17 protein-coding genes are annotated in these 19,836 nt (G+C 50.1%); 11 read left to right on the top strand and 6 right to left on the bottom strand.

The genetic code is table 11. The features are described from left to right. Window positions 1–26: 26 nt before the first annotated feature. Window positions 27–965, bottom strand: coding sequence for a LysR family transcriptional regulator (locus ACLO87_RS11960; protein ID WP_135866792.1), 939 nt, complete (start codon window positions 963–965; stop codon window positions 27–29). A gap of 356 nt (window positions 966–1,321) precedes the next feature. Between ACLO87_RS11960 and ACLO87_RS11955 the strand changes: the two genes are divergently transcribed. Then, a complete protein-coding gene (locus tag ACLO87_RS11955) occupies window positions 1,322–2,158 on the top strand; it encodes a bifunctional allantoicase/(S)-ureidoglycine aminohydrolase (RefSeq protein ID WP_135862713.1) in 837 nt (278 codons plus the stop codon). A 75-nt stretch (window positions 2,159–2,233) separates the two neighbouring features. Here ACLO87_RS11955 and ACLO87_RS11950 read toward each other — a convergent pair whose 3' ends face one another. Next, entirely contained in the window at window positions 2,234–3,322 is a 1,089-nt protein-coding gene (locus tag ACLO87_RS11950) for a metal-dependent hydrolase (RefSeq protein WP_430223822.1), read from the bottom strand. Window positions 3,323–3,478: 156 nt separating this feature from the next. Here ACLO87_RS11950 and trhO point away from each other — a divergent pair, with 156 nt between their 5' ends. Both trhO and ACLO87_RS11940 read left to right on the top strand, forming a co-directional pair. Next, window positions 3,479–4,498, top strand: coding sequence for an oxygen-dependent tRNA uridine(34) hydroxylase TrhO (gene trhO, locus ACLO87_RS11945; RefSeq protein ID WP_430223821.1), 1,020 nt, complete (start codon window positions 3,479–3,481; stop codon window positions 4,496–4,498). A gap of 162 nt (window positions 4,499–4,660) precedes the next feature. After that, complete coding sequence (locus tag ACLO87_RS11940) at window positions 4,661–5,329, top strand: glutathione S-transferase (RefSeq protein ID WP_430223820.1); 669 nt, start codon at window positions 4,661–4,663, stop codon at window positions 5,327–5,329. A gap of 474 nt (window positions 5,330–5,803) precedes the next feature. On the opposite strand, the gene fabI is transcribed toward ACLO87_RS11940, so the two are convergent. The 3 genes from fabI to gloB are packed head-to-tail and all read right to left on the bottom strand — an operon-like array spanning window position 5,804 to window position 8,818. Next, window positions 5,804–6,589, bottom strand: coding sequence for an enoyl-ACP reductase FabI (gene fabI, locus ACLO87_RS11935; protein WP_135862707.1), 786 nt, complete (start codon window positions 6,587–6,589; stop codon window positions 5,804–5,806). A 55-nt stretch (window positions 6,590–6,644) separates the two neighbouring features. Beyond that, window positions 6,645–7,994: a transglycosylase SLT domain-containing protein gene (locus ACLO87_RS11930; RefSeq protein ID WP_135862706.1), complete on the bottom strand. Its 1,350-nt coding sequence runs from the start codon at window positions 7,992–7,994 to the stop codon at window positions 6,645–6,647. Window positions 7,995–8,002: 8 nt separating this feature from the next. Beyond that, window positions 8,003–8,818, bottom strand: a complete 816-nt coding sequence (gloB, locus tag ACLO87_RS11925) for a hydroxyacylglutathione hydrolase (RefSeq protein ID WP_135862704.1) — start codon at window positions 8,816–8,818, stop codon at window positions 8,003–8,005. Window positions 8,819–8,838: 20 nt separating this feature from the next. Here gloB and ACLO87_RS11920 point away from each other — a divergent pair, with 20 nt between their 5' ends. The 6 genes from ACLO87_RS11920 (at window position 8,839) to ACLO87_RS11895 (ending at window position 17,242) form a co-directional block, all read left to right on the top strand. Then, on the top strand, window positions 8,839–9,588 hold the full coding sequence (locus ACLO87_RS11920; protein WP_430223819.1) for a class I SAM-dependent methyltransferase: 750 nt from the start codon (window positions 8,839–8,841) through the stop codon (window positions 9,586–9,588). Window positions 9,589–9,599: 11 nt separating this feature from the next. Next, the gene (gene rnhA, locus ACLO87_RS11915) at window positions 9,600–10,055 is read left to right on the top strand and encodes a ribonuclease HI (protein WP_135862700.1); all 456 of its coding nucleotides are present in this window, start codon (window positions 9,600–9,602) and stop codon (window positions 10,053–10,055) included. Next, window positions 10,056–11,147: an efflux RND transporter periplasmic adaptor subunit gene (locus ACLO87_RS11910; protein ID WP_135862698.1), complete on the top strand. Its 1,092-nt coding sequence runs from the start codon at window positions 10,056–10,058 to the stop codon at window positions 11,145–11,147. 21 nt (window positions 11,148–11,168) lie between these two features. After that, the gene (locus ACLO87_RS11905) at window positions 11,169–14,204 is read left to right on the top strand and encodes an efflux RND transporter permease subunit (RefSeq protein ID WP_135862696.1); all 3,036 of its coding nucleotides are present in this window, start codon (window positions 11,169–11,171) and stop codon (window positions 14,202–14,204) included. 52 nt (window positions 14,205–14,256) lie between these two features. Further along, window positions 14,257–14,967, top strand: coding sequence for a DNA polymerase III subunit epsilon (gene dnaQ, locus ACLO87_RS11900; protein ID WP_430223818.1), 711 nt, complete (start codon window positions 14,257–14,259; stop codon window positions 14,965–14,967). Between the two features lie 148 nt (window positions 14,968–15,115). Next, window positions 15,116–17,242, top strand: a complete 2,127-nt coding sequence (locus ACLO87_RS11895; protein WP_430223817.1) for a PAS domain-containing protein — start codon at window positions 15,116–15,118, stop codon at window positions 17,240–17,242. A 1-nt stretch (window position 17,243) separates the two neighbouring features. Here the strand turns inward: ACLO87_RS11895 and ACLO87_RS11890 are convergent, their stop codons facing one another. Continuing rightward, a complete protein-coding gene (locus ACLO87_RS11890; RefSeq protein WP_135862691.1) occupies window positions 17,244–17,690 on the bottom strand; it encodes a GNAT family N-acetyltransferase in 447 nt (148 codons plus the stop codon). Window positions 17,691–18,116: 426 nt separating this feature from the next. Between ACLO87_RS11890 and ACLO87_RS11885 the strand changes: the two genes are divergently transcribed. Then, on the top strand, window positions 18,117–18,644 hold the full coding sequence (locus ACLO87_RS11885; RefSeq protein WP_135862689.1) for a hypothetical protein: 528 nt from the start codon (window positions 18,117–18,119) through the stop codon (window positions 18,642–18,644). A 212-nt stretch (window positions 18,645–18,856) separates the two neighbouring features. Beyond that, window positions 18,857–19,816 carry a TAXI family TRAP transporter solute-binding subunit gene (locus ACLO87_RS11880; RefSeq protein ID WP_135862686.1) on the top strand — a complete coding sequence of 320 codons (960 nt, stop codon included), beginning with the start codon at window positions 18,857–18,859 and terminating at the stop codon, window positions 19,814–19,816. Window positions 19,817–19,836 lie beyond the last annotated feature (20 nt).

The raw sequence follows: 19,836 nt of genomic DNA, 5'->3' as shown, positions 1-19,836 counted from the left end.
GTGCTAACAGGCTTAGCGCTAGGCATTCACGCGTTGTCCTCAAACTTATGCACAGTCTCGGGGGACAACATTTCTGCGTTGGCATTGATTTCCTCAGGGCTGAGTACGGCAATCAATACTTGTGCCAATGCTTTAATCATGGGGTCGGTATTAGGCCGATGCAAAATCGCCAACTCAAAAGCATCAATACTGGGTAGCCCTTGTGCGGCGCCCAGCTCTATGTGCTGACTGGTGACAGCGCGGCGCGGCAATAAACTGATGCCCATACCGTGTGCAACAGCGCCTTGAATGCCGCTCAAACTAGAACTGGTAAAACTGATGCGCCAACGACGGCCTAAGGATTCCACCGCGCTGATGATTTCCTCTCGGTATACCCCTCGATGTGGGAAGGTAACGAGTGGAATTGGGTCTAGGTGGAATACAGGGTGAGTGGCACTGTCTACCCACGCCGTATGCTCAGGTAGCAGGGCTACTGCAGCGCGGTTATGGTGGCGCTGCTTAATCAGAATAAGATCCAGATCGCCTTGGTCGTAATCCAAGAGCAGGTCACGGCTTAGCCCACTGGTGACTTCCAAGCGTACTTGTGGATAGCGTCGGTTAAACGAGGCCAACGCTTGCATGGTGCGGCCACTGGCAAAATCTTCGGGCACACCTAAACGTGCTGTCACCGTAATTTGTGCGCCCGACAGTGCCTCTGACATTTGGTCATTAAGCATCAGCATTTGTCGGGCATAGCCTAGCAAGGTTTGCCCCATCTCGGTTGTGGCTATGCCTTGGTTATTGCGTTCTAGTAGGCGGTGTCCGGCTTGTTCTTCTAAGCGCCTAATTTTTTGGCTGACTGTGGACTGGGTGGAGTGCAGGCGGGTAGCGGCACTGGTAAAGCTGCCACATTCTACGACGGCCAGTAGGGCACGCAATAAATCTAGGTCGTACAACAGTCTATTTGTTTTATCACTGCTCATCATCGTTGTAGTGGAATTCTAAATTGATAGCTGTGCGGCTTACATGCATGCGTATTACGGTAATTACGTAAAGAGGCCGCCGTGCTGATGGTAAAGAAAACTATGCAATAACAGTAGGATAGCTAGATGCTAAAGTGCGGCATGCATATCTAATCTGTGCAAATAGTAGCTCACTATCATTCATTTAATAAATGAATGTACTAAATTAAAACATTTAATTTGCTAATGAATAAGCCTACCAGTAAGGTATATGAGTCCCCGCGCATTGCAGCGACGGCGTGAAAAATGCCGCTACGGCAGGCTTTCCTCGTCCTACACAACGCGACAGGCGTTTCTACTGAATCTCTATCGGAATCGTTATGTCCAAAGTCAATTACTATGCCCCCGCAGGTGGTCATCCGCCGCAGACACAACTGCTGACTGACCGTGCCATGTTCACCGAGGCTTATGCCATCTTGCCTAAAGGTGTGTTGCAAGACATCGTGACTAGCTATTTGCCTTCGTGGGAAAAAACCCGCTTGTGGGTACTGGCTCGCCCACTGTCAGGCTTTGCCGAGACTTTCTCGCAATACATTGTGGAAGTTAGCCCAGGTGGCGGCAGTAACGATCCTGAGTCCAACCCAGAAGCTGAAGGCGTGGTGTTTGTGGTTGCGGGCCAGTTGGAACTGGAACTGAACGGCGAGAAACACACGATGGAAGAGGGTGGTTATGCCTTTATTCCTCCTGCCAGCAAATGGAAACTGCACAACCGTACCAATGCATTGGCAAGCTTCCACTGGATTCGCAAGCGCTACCAAGAGGTAGAAGGCGTGCCACATCCAAAAGCTTTTGTGACCAACGAAAAAGACATCACTCCTATCGTGATGCCTGACACAGAAGGCCGTTGGAGCACCACACGTTTTGCTGACATGTCCGACATGAGTCATGACATGCACGTGAACATCGTGAACTTTGAACCCGGTGGTGTGATTCCTTTTGCGGAAACGCACGTGATGGAACACGGTTTGTATGTGTTGGAAGGTAAAGCGGTGTACCGTCTGAACCAAGACTGGGTAGAAGTAGAAGCAGGCGACTTTATGTGGTTGCGCGCATTCTGCCCACAAGCATGTTATGCCGGCGGCCCTGGTCGCTTCCGCTACTTGCTGTACAAAGATGTGAACCGTCATGCCAACCTGACCATTGGCGGCACACGTTAAGTAGTACTGATTCTCCGTGTCAAAAAAGCCTGAGTTCTGTGTATGCAGACTCAGGCTTTTTTGCGGCGTAGCATTTTAGTGAGGTAGGGTGTTTTCAGACAGTTGTGCGTGATACGGTTCTACCTGCATGCCTATGGTTTTAGCCCAGTCAGCAAGCGGTAACGGAGTAGTTGAACGCAGTACGCGATTCATGCCTGCTTTGATCAGCCCAAAATTATGCCAACCCCCAAATTTGTACGGGGTGACTTCACGCCAATTTTGCTGATCATCTTGTTCACCCACTACAAAGCGGAATGAATAGTTGCCAGAGCCTGCGCCCATACGTAGGTCGCTAACTATAAGCAGATCGTCTTGCACATCAAAACGCACCCAGTCACCACTGAACCAGCGCAAGCGTTGCAGCGAAGTGGCCGTAGGAAGGTTGTCGGCTAAGTGATGATTATTGGCCGCACAAAAATATTCTGATTCAGTAGTGTCCAGCAAACCAGTGATGACTTCGCAGTCTACGCCGGCATCTGTGCGTACGATGGAGCGCCACAACAAGGTGGTGAATAACTCTGGCGTCGTGAAGCTGGCAGTAGGGGTGTAGCCTAATTGTTGGACTCTAGCTTGGGCTTGGGTATCCACATGGTGCTGTATGGTCACCGTTAAAGCCAAGTAGGCTGTACTTAATCCCAGGGCCCAATGACAGGTCTTGATGACGCCACTACGCCCACCCCAGCCTAATAGCAGCAGCGTGGCTACCAATAGTGGCAGGGTATAGACCGGATCAATAATAAAAATACTGGCCCACGATTGCGGTATAGGCTCTAGTGGCCACAGTAATTGCGTCCCATAACTGGTGAAGGCATCCAGTAAGGGGTGTGTGATTAACGTGAGCCACAGCGCTAAGAACAGTCGGCTAGCGCCATATCGTGGGTCTGGACGCATAAGGCGCCACAAGCAGGTCAGTAGCAGTGCTAGCCCTGTGAGTACGAACAGAGAGTGTGAGAACCCGCGATGGCTGGTCATCGCCAAAATGGGGTCCTGATAACGCATGACTACGTCCAGATCAGGCAGTGTGGCCAGCACGGCACCAGCAATAGCAGCTTTACGACCGTGATAACGACCAATGGTACTGCCGCAAATGCTGGCACCCAGAACGGCTTGGGTAAGAGAATCCATAAACAACGCGGGGTATAATAGACAACAATGAGTGAGTATCCACCTTGGTCTATTGTACGGACCTTTTCTTGCGCTAACGCAAAGAGCCTGCAGTTTTACTGACATTGGCAGGGTGGATAACGTTATGATTCTAATTTCTTCTTCCTGCCGAGTACCATGGCCAAATATCTTGTTGCTGCCCTCTACCATTTTGCTGAACTAGACGACTACGTCAGTTTGCGTCAGCCGCTCTATGATTTCTGTGCTGAGCGTCAGATCATTGGTACGCTGTTGCTAGCCCGAGAAGGGATCAACGGTACTATTGCTGGCCCTGAGCAAGGTATCAAGGAAGTACTGGCGTATTTGCGCTCTGATCCACGCTTGGCCAAATTGGTGCACAAAGAGTCGTGGGCTGACAGCATGCCGTTTTACCGTTTGAAGGTAAAACTGAAAAAAGAAATCGTGACCCTAGGTGTACCTGACCTGAAAACCGCTGAAATGGTGGGGCAGTACGTAGCACCTGAAGATTGGAATGCGCTGATCGAATCCCCAGACGTCGTGTTAATCGACACTCGTAACGATTACGAAGTGGGTATTGGTACCTTCAAACACGCAATCAACCCCAAGACCGATAGTTTCTCAGAGTTTCCTGAATGGGTAGCTGAGCAACGTAAAGAAGGCGGTGTGTTGGCTGGTAACCCTCGCGTGGCCATGTTCTGCACAGGCGGTATTCGCTGCGAAAAATCCACGGCCTTTATGCGTTCACAAGGCTTTGAAGACGTCTATCACTTGCAAGGCGGTATTCTAAAATACCTAGAAGAGATTACCGAAGACAAAAGCTTGTGGGACGGCGAGTGCTTTGTGTTCGACGAGCGCGTGTCGGTAGGACACGGCTTACGCCAAGGCGATTACTCGTTCTGCCGTGCGTGCCGTATGCCACTGAGCGAAGCGGATCGTCACGACGAAAAGTACGAAGAAGGCGTAAGCTGCAGTCATTGCCATGACAGCTTAGATCCAGAAAAAGTGGAACGTTTACGCGAACGTCAGAAACAAGCGCAATTGGCGCAAGAACGTCGTTCCCGTCACATCGGCGCTCCATTAAGTGAGCTGCGCGAGAAAAAGCATGCGTGGAGACAAGAACTGGCCGAGCGTTCGCGTTTGGCTCAAGAAAAAGCTGAGGCAGAGCGTAATAACTAAAATACGTATTCACCTACAGCTATAGGCGCTGCGCAGGCGCTATGGTAAAACCGGATGAGCATATCTATGCCATCCGGTTTTTCTTTTGCGGCTAAGCCATCATGACAGTGGTACTTAGAAGTGCTGACCTACTATGCCGCACTAGCTGTTTTTGGAGTAATTGTGAGTTTGCCGATTTTGTATTCTTTCCGACGTTGTCCCTATGCCATGCGAGCACGTTTGGCGTGGGCTGCCAGTGGATTGCAGTGTGAGCTACGCGAAGTAGTACTGCGCGACAAACCGCAGGCATTGCGTGATGCGTCTCCCAAAGCGACCGTACCTGTGCTGGTGTTACCCACAGGGGAAATCATCGATGAAAGCATTGATGTGATGTATTGGGCATTGGGGCAGCAAGATCCTGAAGATTTATTGCAGCCAGAGCACGAAAATGCCATCAAAGAACTAGTACGTGCTAACGATGGGCCCTTTAAAAAAGCGCTAGACCGCTATAAATATCCACAGCGTCACGAAGCTGAACACGGTGAGCGTAGTGCAGAAAGTTATGCACAAGAGCAACGTGAGCTCGCCATGCAGCACATTGCCAATTTAGAAGCGCGTCTGCAGTCGCATAGCTACTTATTGGGTGAAAACATCAGCCTAGCCGATCTAGCATTAGCGCCCTTTGTGCGTCAATTCGCACACACCGATGAAGAGTGGTTTGCTGCGCAGCCCGTACCTGCAGTGCAGCGTTGGTTGGCTGCATTTATTGCATCGCCTAGGTTAGAGCGGGTGATGAATAAGTATGAACAGTGGCAAGAAGGCCAAGAACCGGTGATATTTCCACCGGCATAAACACACTCACCGCTGGCTGCAGTAGCTAGCACTGCGAAAAGTATTTTTTAATTTGACCACCAAATAAAAAAACACTTTCCTCCGTTTTCCCTCCGTCGCTTGCCACGGTTTTTGGTTTGGTAGCAGTTGAGGGTGTATGGTTCTTCTGCCGTCGCCCCTCCTATGCAATATCGGTAGCAGTCACAGACCGACAATTAGCAAAATTGGCTGCTAAAGAAAGGGCAGTAAACCTACCGGCACTCAGAACATTCTGGGGGACGGAGAGGAAACTTTTTTGATTTGGTGTCTCAAATCACAAAAAGTATTCCTGCAGTTCCCCAGCGCGTGCGATGAATGCAGCCGTCAGCAGCTAACCCTATACGCGAACAATAACTAGCCACAAACAACAAACCCCCAGCAAAAGCCAGGGGTTTGATCGCGGTCTTCACCTACTAAGCCTGCATCAGGCAGTAGGCAAGGAATAGGCTATTAACCTTACTCCACCATACCTGCAGCTACGCACGAGAAACCACCATCAACGTGAGTGATCTCGCCAGTAATACCAGCAGCTAAGTCGGACAGCATAAACGCAGCCACGTTACCAACGTCTTCGATGGTCACGTTACGGCGGATTGGTGTCACGCTTTCAACGTACTTCAACAACATAGAGAAGTCTTTGATACCGCTTGCTGCCAATGTTTTGATTGGACCAGCAGAAATACCGTTAGCACGAATACCACGTGGGCCTAATGCCGCAGCCAAGTAACGCACGCTAGCTTCCAAAGAGGCTTTAGCCAGACCCATGGTGTTGTAGTTAGGTACAGCACGCTCAGCGCCCAAGTAGGTCAGTGTCAGTACTGAACCTTGTCTGCCTTCCATCAGTGGCAAAGCAGCTTTGGCCAATGCTGGAAAACTGTAGGAGGAAATGTCGTGAGCAATTTTAAATGCTTCACGAGACAAGCCTTCCAAGAAGTCACCCGCAATCGCTTCGCGCGGCGCAAAGCCAATAGAGTGCACCAGACCATCCAAACCGTCCCAGTGGGTACCCAGAGTGGCGATCGCATCGTCGATTTGCTGATCTTCAGCTACATCTAGAGGGATAACGATGTTGCTGCCTAATTCGCTGGCGAATTCTTCCACACGCTCTTTAAAACGCTCGCCCACATAAGTAAGAGCAATTTCTGCACCTTGCTGATGACAGGCTTGGGCGATGCCATAAGCAATGGAGCGATTGGAAATTACGCCGGTGATAAGAATGCGTTTGCCGGTGAGGAAACCCATGCTGAATAGTCCTTTCTTCTCTAAAAAATAACGTGCCAATTTACCAGAACGCGACTCAAGACGGTACGCGTAGCTGACTACCTGGCTGTATATTGTTGTTGCGTAGTTTATTCAGTTTTTTCAGCTCTGAAACAGAAGTGTTGTATTTACGAGCAATGGCGAAGAGTGTATCGCCTTTTCGTACGCGGTAGTTACGAGCAACAGCACGACTGGCTGCAGCACGTGGTTGTTGTGCTTGTGCAGCCAAGGTAGCTTGTGCTGTAACAGGAGCGCCTTGAGCTGTCATGGTGATACGCGCATCAGCAGCGTCAATAGGCAGCAATAACTGACTGCTAGCAACGGTTTGTTTAGCGTTCAGGCCATTCAAAGAACGTAGTTCAGCTACTGAAATACCATGGTTTTTGGCGATAGAAGCGAAAGACTCACCACGTTGAGGCTGGTACACCTTCCAATTACTGAGCTTGCCGGTATACGCCGCGAGGTTGCGTTTGAATGTTTCCACTTTCTCAGTGGGTAGCAGCAATGTGGTGTTGGTCGCTGGGATCACAGGGCGATTGTGTGCTGGATTCAGCATACGCAGTTCATCCACACTCATTTCAGCCAACTGTGCAGCAACTGTCATGTCTATATCACCGTTACGGGGAACGGAGGTGAAATAGGGCTCATTGCTAATGGGGGGAAGCGTGATGCCGTAGCGCTTGGGGTCAGTAATGATGTTTTTAAGCGCTTGCAACTTGGGTAGGTAGTTGCGTGTTTCTTCTGGCATGGTGAGCGACTGATAGTCGCCCGGTAGATTCTGGCTTTCGTTACGAGCGATCGCACGTTTTACAGAGCCTTCACCCCAGTTATAGGACGCTAATGCTAAATACCAGTCGCCCTGGAATTCGTACAAATAGCTAAGGTACGTAAGCGCGGCGTCAGTAGAAGCTATAGGATCACGGCGTTGGTCCATCCACCAGTTTTGCTCTAGGTTGTAGTACTTGCCAGTGCTAGGAATGAACTGCCACAGACCAGAAGCATGTGCGCGTGAATACGCATCTGGGTTGTAGGCACTTTCCACAAAAGGCAGTAGCGCTAGTTCTGTAGGTAGGCCGCGTGCTTCAATTTCATCCACGATGTGGAAGAGGTATTTGCTCGCACGTTGGCTCATCACCAATAACGATTGTGGACGAGATGCGTAGTAGTCAGTCCAGTAATCCACTAGATCACTGTTTAGGTTGGGGATGGAGTAGCCCCTACGAATGCGATCCCACATGTCGCGTGGTGGGTGGGTGAGGTCAATGGTGCGCGATGTATCAGCGGCAATGATTGGACCATCATTTGTTTGCACGTGTCGTTGCTGTTGGCTTGCGCAACCAGCAAGCACCATCAGCATACATACGGTAAATAGACGAATTATTCTCATGGGCAGAGTCAGGCTTGATTTTTCCATTCGCGTAAACAGGCAAAAACATCTACAGATGTAGCCAGTGGGGTTTGAGCGCGAGCGGTGGCAGCATGTACAACGTCTGGTTCGCGAATGCGCAGAAACGGATTAGTGGCTAGTTCTGTTTGCAACGAGGTGGGAACGGTAGGCAAGTTGTCTGCGCGTTGCTGCAGAGCCTCTTCGTACCGTGCCAATAAAGCCGGATTATCAGGTTCAACGGTTAAGGCCCATCTAGCGTTAGATAAGGTGTACTCATGTGCACAGCAAATTAACGTATCGGGCGGTAAAGACGTAAGTTTACCCAGAGATGACACCATTTGGGCAGGGGTTCCCTCAAACAATCGTCCACAACCCATGGAAAAAATTGTATCTCCGCAAAAAAGCAGAGGGGGACAGCCTTCGGGTATGCTGTAATACGCCACATGGCCTGCCGTATGACCGGGTATATCTACCACAGTACAGGTAAGCTTTAGATCGGGGATGTGTAGTTGGTCGTCTTGTTTGACGGCTACGTTGCGGGAAGGAATGCGCTCACTGGCGGGGCCATAGACCACTGCATCGGGAGCATAGCGTAATAAGTCGTTGACGCCGCCCGTGTGATCACCATGATGATGCGTGATCAAAATAGCGCTAAGCACTAGATTGCGTTGTTGCAAGGCGAGCAACACTGGCTCAGCCTCACCCGGATCTACAACTAGAGCATGTCCGGCATATTCAAGTAACCATATATAGTTATCATTGAAGGCAGGAAGTGGCGTGAGCGAATAGCCGGTAGTAGCAAAGGAAGCTAGCACATTCATCATAGTCTAGGACGATCAAAACAATGGAACAGGCCCGAACCGAACAACTGATGCAGTGGCAGCATACGGTACCAGGACGTCATGCTCGAGCCTGGATGCATAGGCAAGTCAATGCACTGGTAGGCAACACATTCGGGTATCATGCCATACAAATTGGTTTGCCTCATTGGGACTTACTACGAGCGAATCGTATCGCTAACAAATTTTGTACGGTGGACTCTCAGAACGTGGACATTGTACGCAAAGGTTTAGTGATCTGTGTGCCAGAACAGTTACCCTTTGAATCAGAGAGTGTGGATCTGATGGTGCTGCCCCATGTATTGGAGTGTTCACATCATCCGCATCAGATTTTGCGAGAGGTGGAACGGGTCTTGCGTCCAGAGGGTAAAGCAGTTTTTGCAGGGTTGAATCCCTATAGCTTGTGGGGACTGCGTGACCGTATTCCGGGTTTGGAGTCGCATTTGCCAGTAGCGCCAGCACAGTATGTTTCGCAGGCGCGTTTAGAGGACTGGCTAGAATTACTGTCTTTTGATGTGACGCAGGCAAATCAGGGCGTATATATGCCGTATTGCCAAAGCCGTCGGTGGTTACACCGTTGGGCATTTATGGACAAATTAGCATTGCGTGGTTGGCCGCTTAGTGGCGCTGTCTATGTAGTAGAGGCCATTAAGCGTGTAAGTGCCGCCAAGTTGGTGGGGCTGGAGTGGAAGCAAGTGCCCCCTAAATTTAAATCCCGAGCAGTTGCTGCGGCACGCCGGGATGCCAATATGTAAAGTAGTAGCTCATGGAACGAAAAGTGGTAAATATCTGGACAGACGGTGCATGCAAAGGAAACCCCGGGCTAGGCGGTTGGGGTGCGTTGCTACGTTATGGCCCTCACCAAAAAGAGATTTTTGGTGGTGAAGAAGATACCACCAACAACCGCATGGAACTTCTGGCCGTGATCCGGGCCTTAGAGTTGTTGAAGCGCCCCTGTAATGTGACAGTGCATACTGATTCGCAGTATGTACAAAAAGGCATGCTGGAGTGGATGTCCGGATGGAAAGCTCGCGGGTGGCGTACAGCGGATAAAAAACCTGTTAAAAATGCAGACTTGTGGCAGGAATTAGATAGCTTGTCGCAGCAACATACCTTGCAATGGCAGTGGGTGCGTGGGCACGCTGGCGATGCAGGTAACGAGCGAGCCGACGTGTTGGCAAACATGGGGGTAGACAGCGTGCGACAGCAAAATGAGGCGTAAATGAAAAAAAAGTGGGTGATCTGGGGAATTCTTGCCATCCTGATAGTTGGGGTTGGATTGGTGTACGGCGGTGCCAAATTATTGGTTAAAGATGCAGGCACTCGACAACCAAGTAATGCCAAACTGGTGGAAGCTACCGAAATGGTGGCTACAGAACGGGTAGGCGTACAAGTGGCAGATGCCCAGTTCCACGAATTACAGCGTTCGCTTAGCGCTGTAGGCTCTTTGAAAGCACGTGACTCCGTTGCGTTGCGAGCCGAAATCACCGGTACGATTAAAGACATCGCTTTTGAGGAAGGCCAGCCCATAGAGCGCGGTCAAATCTTAGTGCGTTTGGATGACAGCATTGCGCAAGCACAGTTATTGGAAGCCAAAGCCAAACTGAGCTTGGCCAGTAGTCAGCATCAGCGTTCTAGACGACTTAGCGAACAAGGATTTATTAGCTCACAAGCGCGTGATGAGTCGGCCAGTCAGTTGCAGGTTGCTCAGGCTGCAGTGGCGTTGGCACAAGCTCAGTTGGATAAGACGGTAATCTTGGCACCGTTTTCTGGCTTGGCTGGATTAAAAAACATTTCGGTAGGTGACTACGTGAGTCCCGGCAGCGAATTGCTGTTGTTAGAGGCGGTAGACATGCTGGAAATTGATTTCCGCATTCCTGAACAATATTTGTCGCGTGTGTCTCCCGGCACATTGGTGACAGCGCGTGTGGATGCTTTTCCTAAAGAAGAATATGACGGCCAGGTCACGGCGATTAACCCCGTGGTAGATGCCGCTGGGCGTTCTCTGTGGCTGCGAGCCCGTTTGCCTAATGAGTCGTTGTTGTTGCGCCCTGGGTTATTTGCTCGTGTGACGTTGCAACTAGGCACAGATTCTGTAGTGATGGTGCCGGAAAGCGCTATTCAGCCAGCCGGTGAAGCACAGTATGTGTTTTTGGTGGTAGATGGTATTGCCCAGCGCACCGAAGTGAAAGTGGGATCGCGTGAAGCAGGTTGGGTAGAGGTACAAGGCGTTGCGCCTGGTGAGGTCGTGGTGGTGTCTGGCGTGCAGAAGCTCGTTGATGGCACGTCCGTTCTGATTCAACAGCCTAAGTGACGCTTTCAGGAAACCACTACCATGTTGCTTTCTGATGTTTGTATACGCAGACCAGTCTTCGCTACGGTTTTATCGCTGCTTATCATTTTAGTAGGCTTAATTTCCTACGATAGGTTGACCGTACGTGAGTACCCAGCGATTGATGAGCCTGTGGTGTCTGTATCCACCACCTATAAAGGGGCGTCGCCCGAAGTTATAGAGTCTCAGATTACTAAACCGCTTGAGGATCAGTTATCTGGTATTGAGGGCGTAGACGTGATGACCTCACGTAGTCGCTCTGAACGTAGTCACATCAACATCAAGTTTGATTTGAACCGCGACCCTGATGCGGCGGCGGCCGACGTACGAGATAAAGTGTCACGCGCCCGTCGATTCTTACCTGATGAGGCCGATGAGCCCATCATCAATAAGGTAGAAGCCGACTCCACTCCTATTGTATATGTGGGTGTGGACATGGGTACGTTGTCACCCATTGAGGTTTCAGACTACATCAACCGTTTTATCAAACCACGTCTGTCGGTGTTGCCTGGCGCTGCTGAGGTACGCGTATTTGGTGAGCGTTTGCCATCCATGCGTATTTTTGTGGATAGAGCGAGATTGGCCGGTTATGGCCTGACGGTGCAGGACGTAGAAGATGCACTGCGTAGCCAAAACGTATTGATTCCGGCGGGGCGTATCGAGTCTAACGATCGTGAGTTTACGGTGGTGTCGTCTACCGACTTGCAAACCGTTGACGAGTTTAAGCAGATTATTGTGTCACGCGCTCAAGGTTTTCCTATTCGCCTAGGTGACATGGCTGAGGTGCGTATTGCGCCAGCAGAAGAACGAGTGTTGGCACGTTTTAATGGTCAGAACAGTTTGACCATTGGTGTGACCAAACAATCTACGGCTAACCCCTTGGATTTATCGCGTGCGGTACAGTCTGAGCTGGAAGTCATCAATACCAACTTGCCCGGCGACATGCAGTTACTCGTGTCGTACGACAGCTCCATTTTTATTGAGCGTTCTATTGCATCGGTGTACAGCACCATTTTGGAAGCAATAGCGCTGGTGGTGTTGGTGATTTTCTTCTTCCTGCGTAACGTGCGGGCGAGTTTGATCCCTATTGTGACCATCCCGGTGTCGCTAATTGGTGCGCTGGGCCTGATGTACGCCTTTGGCTTCTCCATCAATACATTAACCTTGCTGGCGATGGTGCTGGCGATCGGTCTGGTGGTGGATGACGCGATTGTGGTGCTGGAAAACGTCTATAGGCATATAGAAGAAGGCAAATCCAGCATAGAGGCCTCGTTTATCGGTATTAAGGAAATTGGTGGAGCAGTGATTGCCATGACCTTAACGCTGGTGGCTGTGTTTGCGCCCTTGGCGTTTGCCACAGGTCGTACTGGGCGATTGTTTATCGAGTTTGCGTTAACCCTAGCGGGGGCAGTGGGTGTGTCGGGCTTTGTGGCGCTGACTTTAACCCCTATGATGTGCTCCCGGTTACTGAAAGCGCCTACAGGTAATCCTGGCCGTTTATATCAGCTGATTGAAGATTGGTTAAATGGCTTAACGCGTCGCTACCGCAAATTGCTGCTCAAGGCGCTGCGTTACCGCATGGGTGTGATTGTGATGGGGCTGGTTGTGGCGCTCTCTAGTGGTTGGCTGTTTACCATCATTAAAAGTGAGTTAGCGCCTATTGAAGACCGTGGCGTTATCTTTGGTATGGTGACCTCCCCAGACGGTGCAACGCTGGATTACACGCTGCGTAACGTGCTAGAAGTGGAAGGCATGTACCGTGAATTGCCAGAAATGCAGGGCATTCAAACCATTATTGGTTTCCCCACGGTAACGGACTCTTTTGCGATTTTGCGTTTGGCCCCATGGGAAGAACGTGATCGTAGCCAGCAGCAAATTGCCAACCAATTGCAACCTAAGTTCAAAGCGCTAAGCGGTGCGCGTGCTTTCCCAAGTAATCCGGCGTCATTAGGGCAACGAGCCACATCCAAGCCGGTGCAATTTGTGATCATGGGGCAAGCACCGTATGTAGAGCTAGATGCGATTGCCAAAGACTTTATGAAAGCGCTAGAAAGCTATCCTGGTTTGCAGAACTTGGATATAGATTTGCGCTTGAATACGCCTGAACTACGCGTAGAGTTGGATCGCGATAAATTGTCCGACAGCGGTGTGAAGGTAGATGTAGTAGGTCGCACGCTAGAAAGCTTGATTGGTGGGCGTCAGGTGACGCGCTATGAAACTGATGGTGAACAATACGATGTGATCGTGCAGGTAGATAAGCCAGATCGCACACGTCCTAATGATATTTTAGATATTTACGTGCGTGCCGAAGATGGCAGTATGGCACCGCTAGACAGCTTCTTAAGCATACGAGAAAGCGTATCGCCGCAATCGCTGAACCACTTTAATCGTCTGCGTGCGGTGATTGTGGAAGCCGGTGTGGCGCCAGGCTATGCATTGGGCGAGGTGTTGGCGCACATGCATCAAGTTGCGGCCGAAGTACTACCAGATAGCGTACAAACCGATTTGGATGGGCAGTCGCGCGAGTTCAGGGACTCCTCTGGCAGCATGTACTTTATTTTTGCGATGGCGTTGATGTTCATCTATTTGGTGATGGCCGCGCAGTTCGAGAGCTGGCGTAACCCGTTCGTCATCATGTTGTCGGTACCATTGTCCATGACAGGGGCGTTATTGGCGCTGTGGCTAAGTGGTGGAACCTTGTCCATCTATAGCCAGATTGGCCTGATTACCCTAGTGGGATTGATTACCAAACATGGTATTTTGATAGTAGAGTTTGCTACCCAGTTACGGGTACAAGGAGTAGGGCTATACGCAGCCGTGGTAAGAGCCTCTGAGCTACGTTTGCGTCCTATTTTGATGACCACCGGCGCGATGGTGCTAGGTGTGCTGCCGCTGGCATTTGCGACAGGCGCGGGGGCAGAAAGTAGGCATCAGATTGGTTGGGTGCTGGTAGGCGGGTTAACATTCGGTACGTTACTGACACTTTTCGTGGTGCCAGTTGCGTATACGTTTGTAGCAAAAAAAATGTTGAAGAATTAAGGCCTAGATCGAATACTAGGTAGTCAGGGCGAAACAAAGGATCATCTGGATAATGCGACAAATAGTTTTTGATACGGAAACCACAGGTTTGGACCCCGCAGAGGGCCATAGACTGGTGGAGCTGGCTGGGGTAGAGGTCATTAACCGTACGCTGACTGGTCGACATTTGCATCTGTATGTGAATCCAGGTCGAGACAGTGACCCGGAAGCCTTGGCAGTACACGGACTGACTACTGAGTTTTTATCGGATTATCCGGCATTTGAGCAGGTGGCACCCCAAGTATTGGAGTTCATCAAAGGGGCAGAGGTCATTATTCACAATGCCCCGTTTGACTTGAAGTTCATGGATGCAGAGTTCGCGCGTTGTGGGTTACAGAATTTCACGAGCTATTGTGAAAAAGTGACCGACTCCTTGGTGTTTGCACGCGAACTGCACCCAGGTAAGCGCAACAATCTGGATGCATTGTGTGAGCGTTATGGTATTTCTAATGCGCACCGTACATTGCACGGTGCGTTGCTGGACTCGGAGTTGCTGGCAGATGTGTGGCTAGCGATGACTCGAGGGCAAGAAAGCCTGATGATGAATGCTTATGACGACGGTGCTGGTGATGATAATCAAGCTGTTCGTTTTGGCTCAGTGGACTTTTCAGTATTGCCTATTGTGCGAGCCACGGAACAGGAACTGCAAGAACATCAGCAGTACCTGGAAGCGTTGGCAAAGGCGAATGGTGAGCCGGCTCTATGGAGCAGGCTTACCGATTAATAATGATTTCATGTGTTGCAGTGGCCGTAGTGCAGCCGTAGTCGAATACCCCGTTATTTTTGTATTAGGTCGTTTGCTGTAGGGGCTGCGACAAGGGCGAGTTCATACGTGTTATACGCACTGCTACACCGTGGAGAAGCACGCTTCAATGTTTAGTCGTCAAACTCAGAGCCCCAAAAAAACAGTGTATGGATATACATTGTTAGTGATGGTGATTTTTCTGGCGTTGGTGTCTTATGCCGTGGTGCAGTTGGTCAACCAGCAAAAGAATATGCGCACAGATATGGCTGGGCATATGTTGTGGGCCAGTACGCAGGCTCAGCAAGAGGGCTTACGCCTGATGACTCAGATTGCCATGGTGCGTGCTGACAATGGTGAGTCGTATGACAGCCTATTCAACCAATACGAGATATTCCTTAGCCGTTTGACGCTACTGCTGACTGGGCCACAGAAGCGTAATTTGATGCATTCCGGCGAGCTGAATTCCTTGCTAAATGTGGTGGGCGAGTTTGAGGGCAGTGTGATCTGGAGCGATGGCAGAAAGCTATCTGCAGAAGAGCTTTCACACTTGGAAAATAGTTTAAAACCCCTGCTGTCTCAGCTTCAGGTATCTAGCAATAGAGTCTTGCTGTATGAACGTGAAAACACTAGCCGCACACGCGATGTGCAGATTAAAGCTGTTTGGCAATTAGTGATAGGGGTGCTGGGTTTATTGGTCAGCGGCGGATATCTGTTCTTCTGTCAGCTAATGGAAGTGCAGCGCGCGCAGAATGCTGAGCGCATGACCATACGAGCCAAAGAGTTTTCAGAGCTTCTGCTGGGGGCTTCCGACGAAGGCGTGCTGGTTTTGGATGAGCGTTTTGTGTGCTTATCCTGTAACCGCGCAGCGCAAAGCATGCTGAATCTGAACCCTGAGCGGGTAGTGGGAAAAAGTGTGTTGTCCATTCGCCTGTTCCCGCAGTTAGAGCCAGCTGTGATCGAGGCGTTGAATGGCCATAAAGCAGAACTGAACAACATAGAACTGATTGATGCCTCAGGCGAAATTCGCTACCTAGACTTCGCTGTCTTCCCCTTGCACCTGAAAAATGGTCCAGACGGTGTGGTGGTGTTCGTGCGAGATAACACAGCGCGCTATTCCTCTACGTTGGCGATGGAGCGTCAGTGGGATGAAAAAGCGACGCGTGCATGGCGACGTAGCCAAGAGCTGGAAACTGTACAGCGACAATTGGTGCGTGTGTTTGATGCGGCTCCAGTGGGGTTGTGTGTATTTTCCTCGACAGGTGAATGCTTGTATTCCAACGTTACTAGCCAAAAACGGTTGATAGAAGAACTGGGTGGTCAGCAACAGCATGTGGCCGTAGGTTTGCAAGGAGCGTTAGATCGCCTGAACTATCTGCTAGAACAGCAAGGTCAGTTGCAGCCGGGGCAAGGCCCTTGGTTTGAGGAAGGCAAACGCGCCGATGCCGATGTGCATATGCCCGATGGTTCTTGGCAGCGTGTGAGCTACGACATGCTAGAGGGCGGCGTGCACCTATTCTGTCAAACAGACATTAGTGCCTATAAACAAACCTTGTGGTTGCAGCAGCAGTTAGGTTTACACACGCAACACCTCAGCACATTGAGTACGAAGTTTGCGGAGCAATTGGGAAGCTTGCTGTCTAGCAGCGAATCCATACGTGGTGATGATAAAACTAGCTCTATGCTGCAAACGCAGCGTGAGAACGTGATGGATATGCAGCGCAATGTGCAGTGGGTAAATTACCAAATCAATACGGCACTTGAAACCTTACGCTTTATGAGTGGTGAGGTGCGCGCGATTCCTGCGCCTTATGCGTTGTTCGATATGTTGGATCAGGTGTTGGTGCAGTCTAAAAAACTAGCACCTGATTTATGGATCAATATGAATACCGAGGTGTATAGCGGCTTGATGATTGAGGGTGATGAGCGCCTGATACAAAAAGCGCTATTGGGATTATTGCTGCAATATGCAGACAGTTTGGGTAGACAGCATGCGATTTCGTTGCAAGTAGAAGAGCATGCGTTTCAGATTGGCATCGTGTTGCGTCCATTGATGCCTAATGAGCAGGTCGAAGCCTTGCTAGATCTAGGAATGGATAAATTGCAAGATACCAGCCCGGATGTTATGGGGATGGGGATTTACCTGGCACGCCAAGTTGCCCGTATGCATGGCGGCGATGTGTATTGGGGGCATGACGACGAAGGGTCGCTATGCCGCTTCACCTTTGATAAAAGCTTTAAAACAATAACGATCTAGGTTATAGCGGCAGGTGGTAGCGACGTTTGTGTCGCTCGCCCATGGCATACATGGGACTGTTAGGGGGCACATCTACTGTATCTACGTAGGTGGCGCCCAGATTTTCACAGGTGCGACGTGACGGTGTGTTGTCAGGGTTGCAGGTGATCCAGATTTCTTCTAATCCGTTTAGCTTAGCCAGCGGCAACAGCAACTGGCAGGCTCGGCGCGCGTATGCTCTACCGCGAAAGCGCGGGAACACTTCATAGCCTATGTGGCCCAAGTGATGCAGAAGATCAGCATGGGTACCGATGCGTAGATGAATCACACCCGCGATTTCTTGCCCGGTTTGCATACTGAATTGATAAAACGGTGCCCAGCCTTTCACAGGGTTGTGATGGCAGATAATATCAAGTCGCAACTGGAGATCGCGGTCTACAAACTTCAGATGTTCAGGATTGGCCAGCAAGGTGAGGAATCAGGCAAAGTAATAGGAGAGAAGCTAAGGCGCAAAGGCCCGTAGCGTTGGCTTCTAACCAGTATATATCAGCTTGCTAAGAATTTTTTGGTTGTGCTCTTGAATATCGTTATATACATGATACTATAGCGGTGCTTGTAGCAATTTTTTTGCTGTACTCCAGTCATGCTCAGCTGTCCCTGTGCAAAACATCTGACGGAGTATTTGCCGCAACTCTGTGTATGCAGAGTGCGGCATTTTTTTTGCTTTAGCAGTTGAAAAGTGGTGTAACAGTATGGTTAGAAAGTAGAAAATGTATCTACGCGTGGTTTTTTTGTCTGCGAGTCATGACCTGATAAAGCTGACGGCGTAAAATACGCTTCCGTATTTTTGTGCACCACAGTCTGCGTTACGCAGATTTTATTAGGAAGAATTATTTTGGCTACTCGACGGACAGCGCGTTGGAACGGCGAGCTGGAATCGCTTTCCCCAGAGTTTTTGAAAGACGTGATTGAGCGTATGGAGTCTTACGGCGATCGCGTACAGTTAGAATTCCCTGGGCATGCAAAGCGCCCCAATTATCAGGTCATCAACAGTCGTGGTTTCAAGATGGCATTTGACAGCAAAAACCTGTTGATGCAATTGAACGAGAACGGCGAAGTGAGTGATAACCTGTCCGATGTATTCAGCTTGGAACAGGTTAAACAAGCATTGGTGGCTCCTGCCGCACCAGTACGCCGCAGTAGCAGCGGCGGCACACGTAGCAGCTCCGGTACGTCTCGTGCTCGTGTAGCATCGCGTGCTGAGCCGGATCCAGTGGAAGTGGAGAAATATAATTATTTCCGCGTTCACCGTGAGTTCCTGCCTGATGGCATACAGCAATACTCAGCCGACATCACCCGCCTGATGCGTACAGGTCTGAGTGCAGAAGATGCCTTTAACCAAATCGTAGACGAACACTTCTAACGTTACGAATTGCTAAGAAAACAGGCATGGCATCGCCACTATGGCAGCCATGCCTACTACTGATGTGCATCAAATACTCACAAAAAAGCAGGTCAGTATCGGGAAATCCCCCTTGTCGCGCTAGCCTGAAATGGGCATTGTTATACGGTTATGGTTCTGGGTGTACAACACCTGACCGCGTCATATCAACAATACATTCAGGAGGTGGGCGTATGCGTTTTATCAAAGCGCTAATGGGGACAGCCTTAGTGGCAACATCACTAGTAGGCGGGGCAGCAACAGCACAGAAAGCAGAGTTCATCAATATCCTCACCGGTGGACAAAGTGGGGTGTATTACCCAATTGGGGTAGCACTTTCACAGATTTATGCGCAAACCATTCCTAACGTCAAAGCAACGGCGCAAGTTACCAAGGCTTCAGCAGAGAACATGAACTTGCTGCAAGCTGGGCGTGGTGAACTGGCGATGGCTTTGGCTGACTCGGTATCGGACGCATGGGAAGGCAACGAAGAAGCAGGCTTTACCCGTAAATTAGATAAATTGCGCGGTCTATCCGGCACGTATAACAACTACATCCAGATTGTGGCGAACGCTGGCTCTGGTATTAATAGCCTAGAAGATTTACGCGGTAAGCGTATTTCTGTGGGGGCTGCACGCTCAGGCACAGAACTCAATGCGCGCGCTATCTTTAAAGCAGCAGGCATGAGCTATGACGATTTCAGCAAGGTAGAGTATCTGCCGTTTGGTGAGTCTGTAGAGCTGATGAAAAACCGTCAGTTGGATGCCACCCTGCAATCCGCTGGGCTAGGCGTATCATCCATTCGTGACTTGGCAACGTCGGTAGACATCGTCGTCGTACCGGTGCCAGTGGAAGTAGTAGAGGCTGTAGGCAGTGAAGCTTACCAGCCAGCCGTGATTCCTGCTGGTACCTATGCAGGTCAAGAAGTAGATGTAGCAACTGCTGCTATTCCTAACTTCTTGGTCACACACTCTGGTGTGTCTGACGACTTGGCCTACGAAATGACCAAGCAGTTATACGAAAACATCGACTCACTGTACGCCGCACACAATGCAGTGAAAAACATGAAACTGGAAAACGCGGTTAAAGGCATGCCTGTGCCTATACACCCTGGCGCTGAGCGCTACTACCGCGAAAAAGGTGTAATTCAGTAACTTGCTAATGAACGGTATAT

It is taken from the genome of Paenalcaligenes sp. Me52, assembly GCF_050487965.1.
Lineage (GTDB): Bacteria > Pseudomonadota > Gammaproteobacteria > Burkholderiales > Burkholderiaceae_B > Paenalcaligenes.
This window is presented reverse-complemented; position numbering and strand designations above follow the sequence as displayed.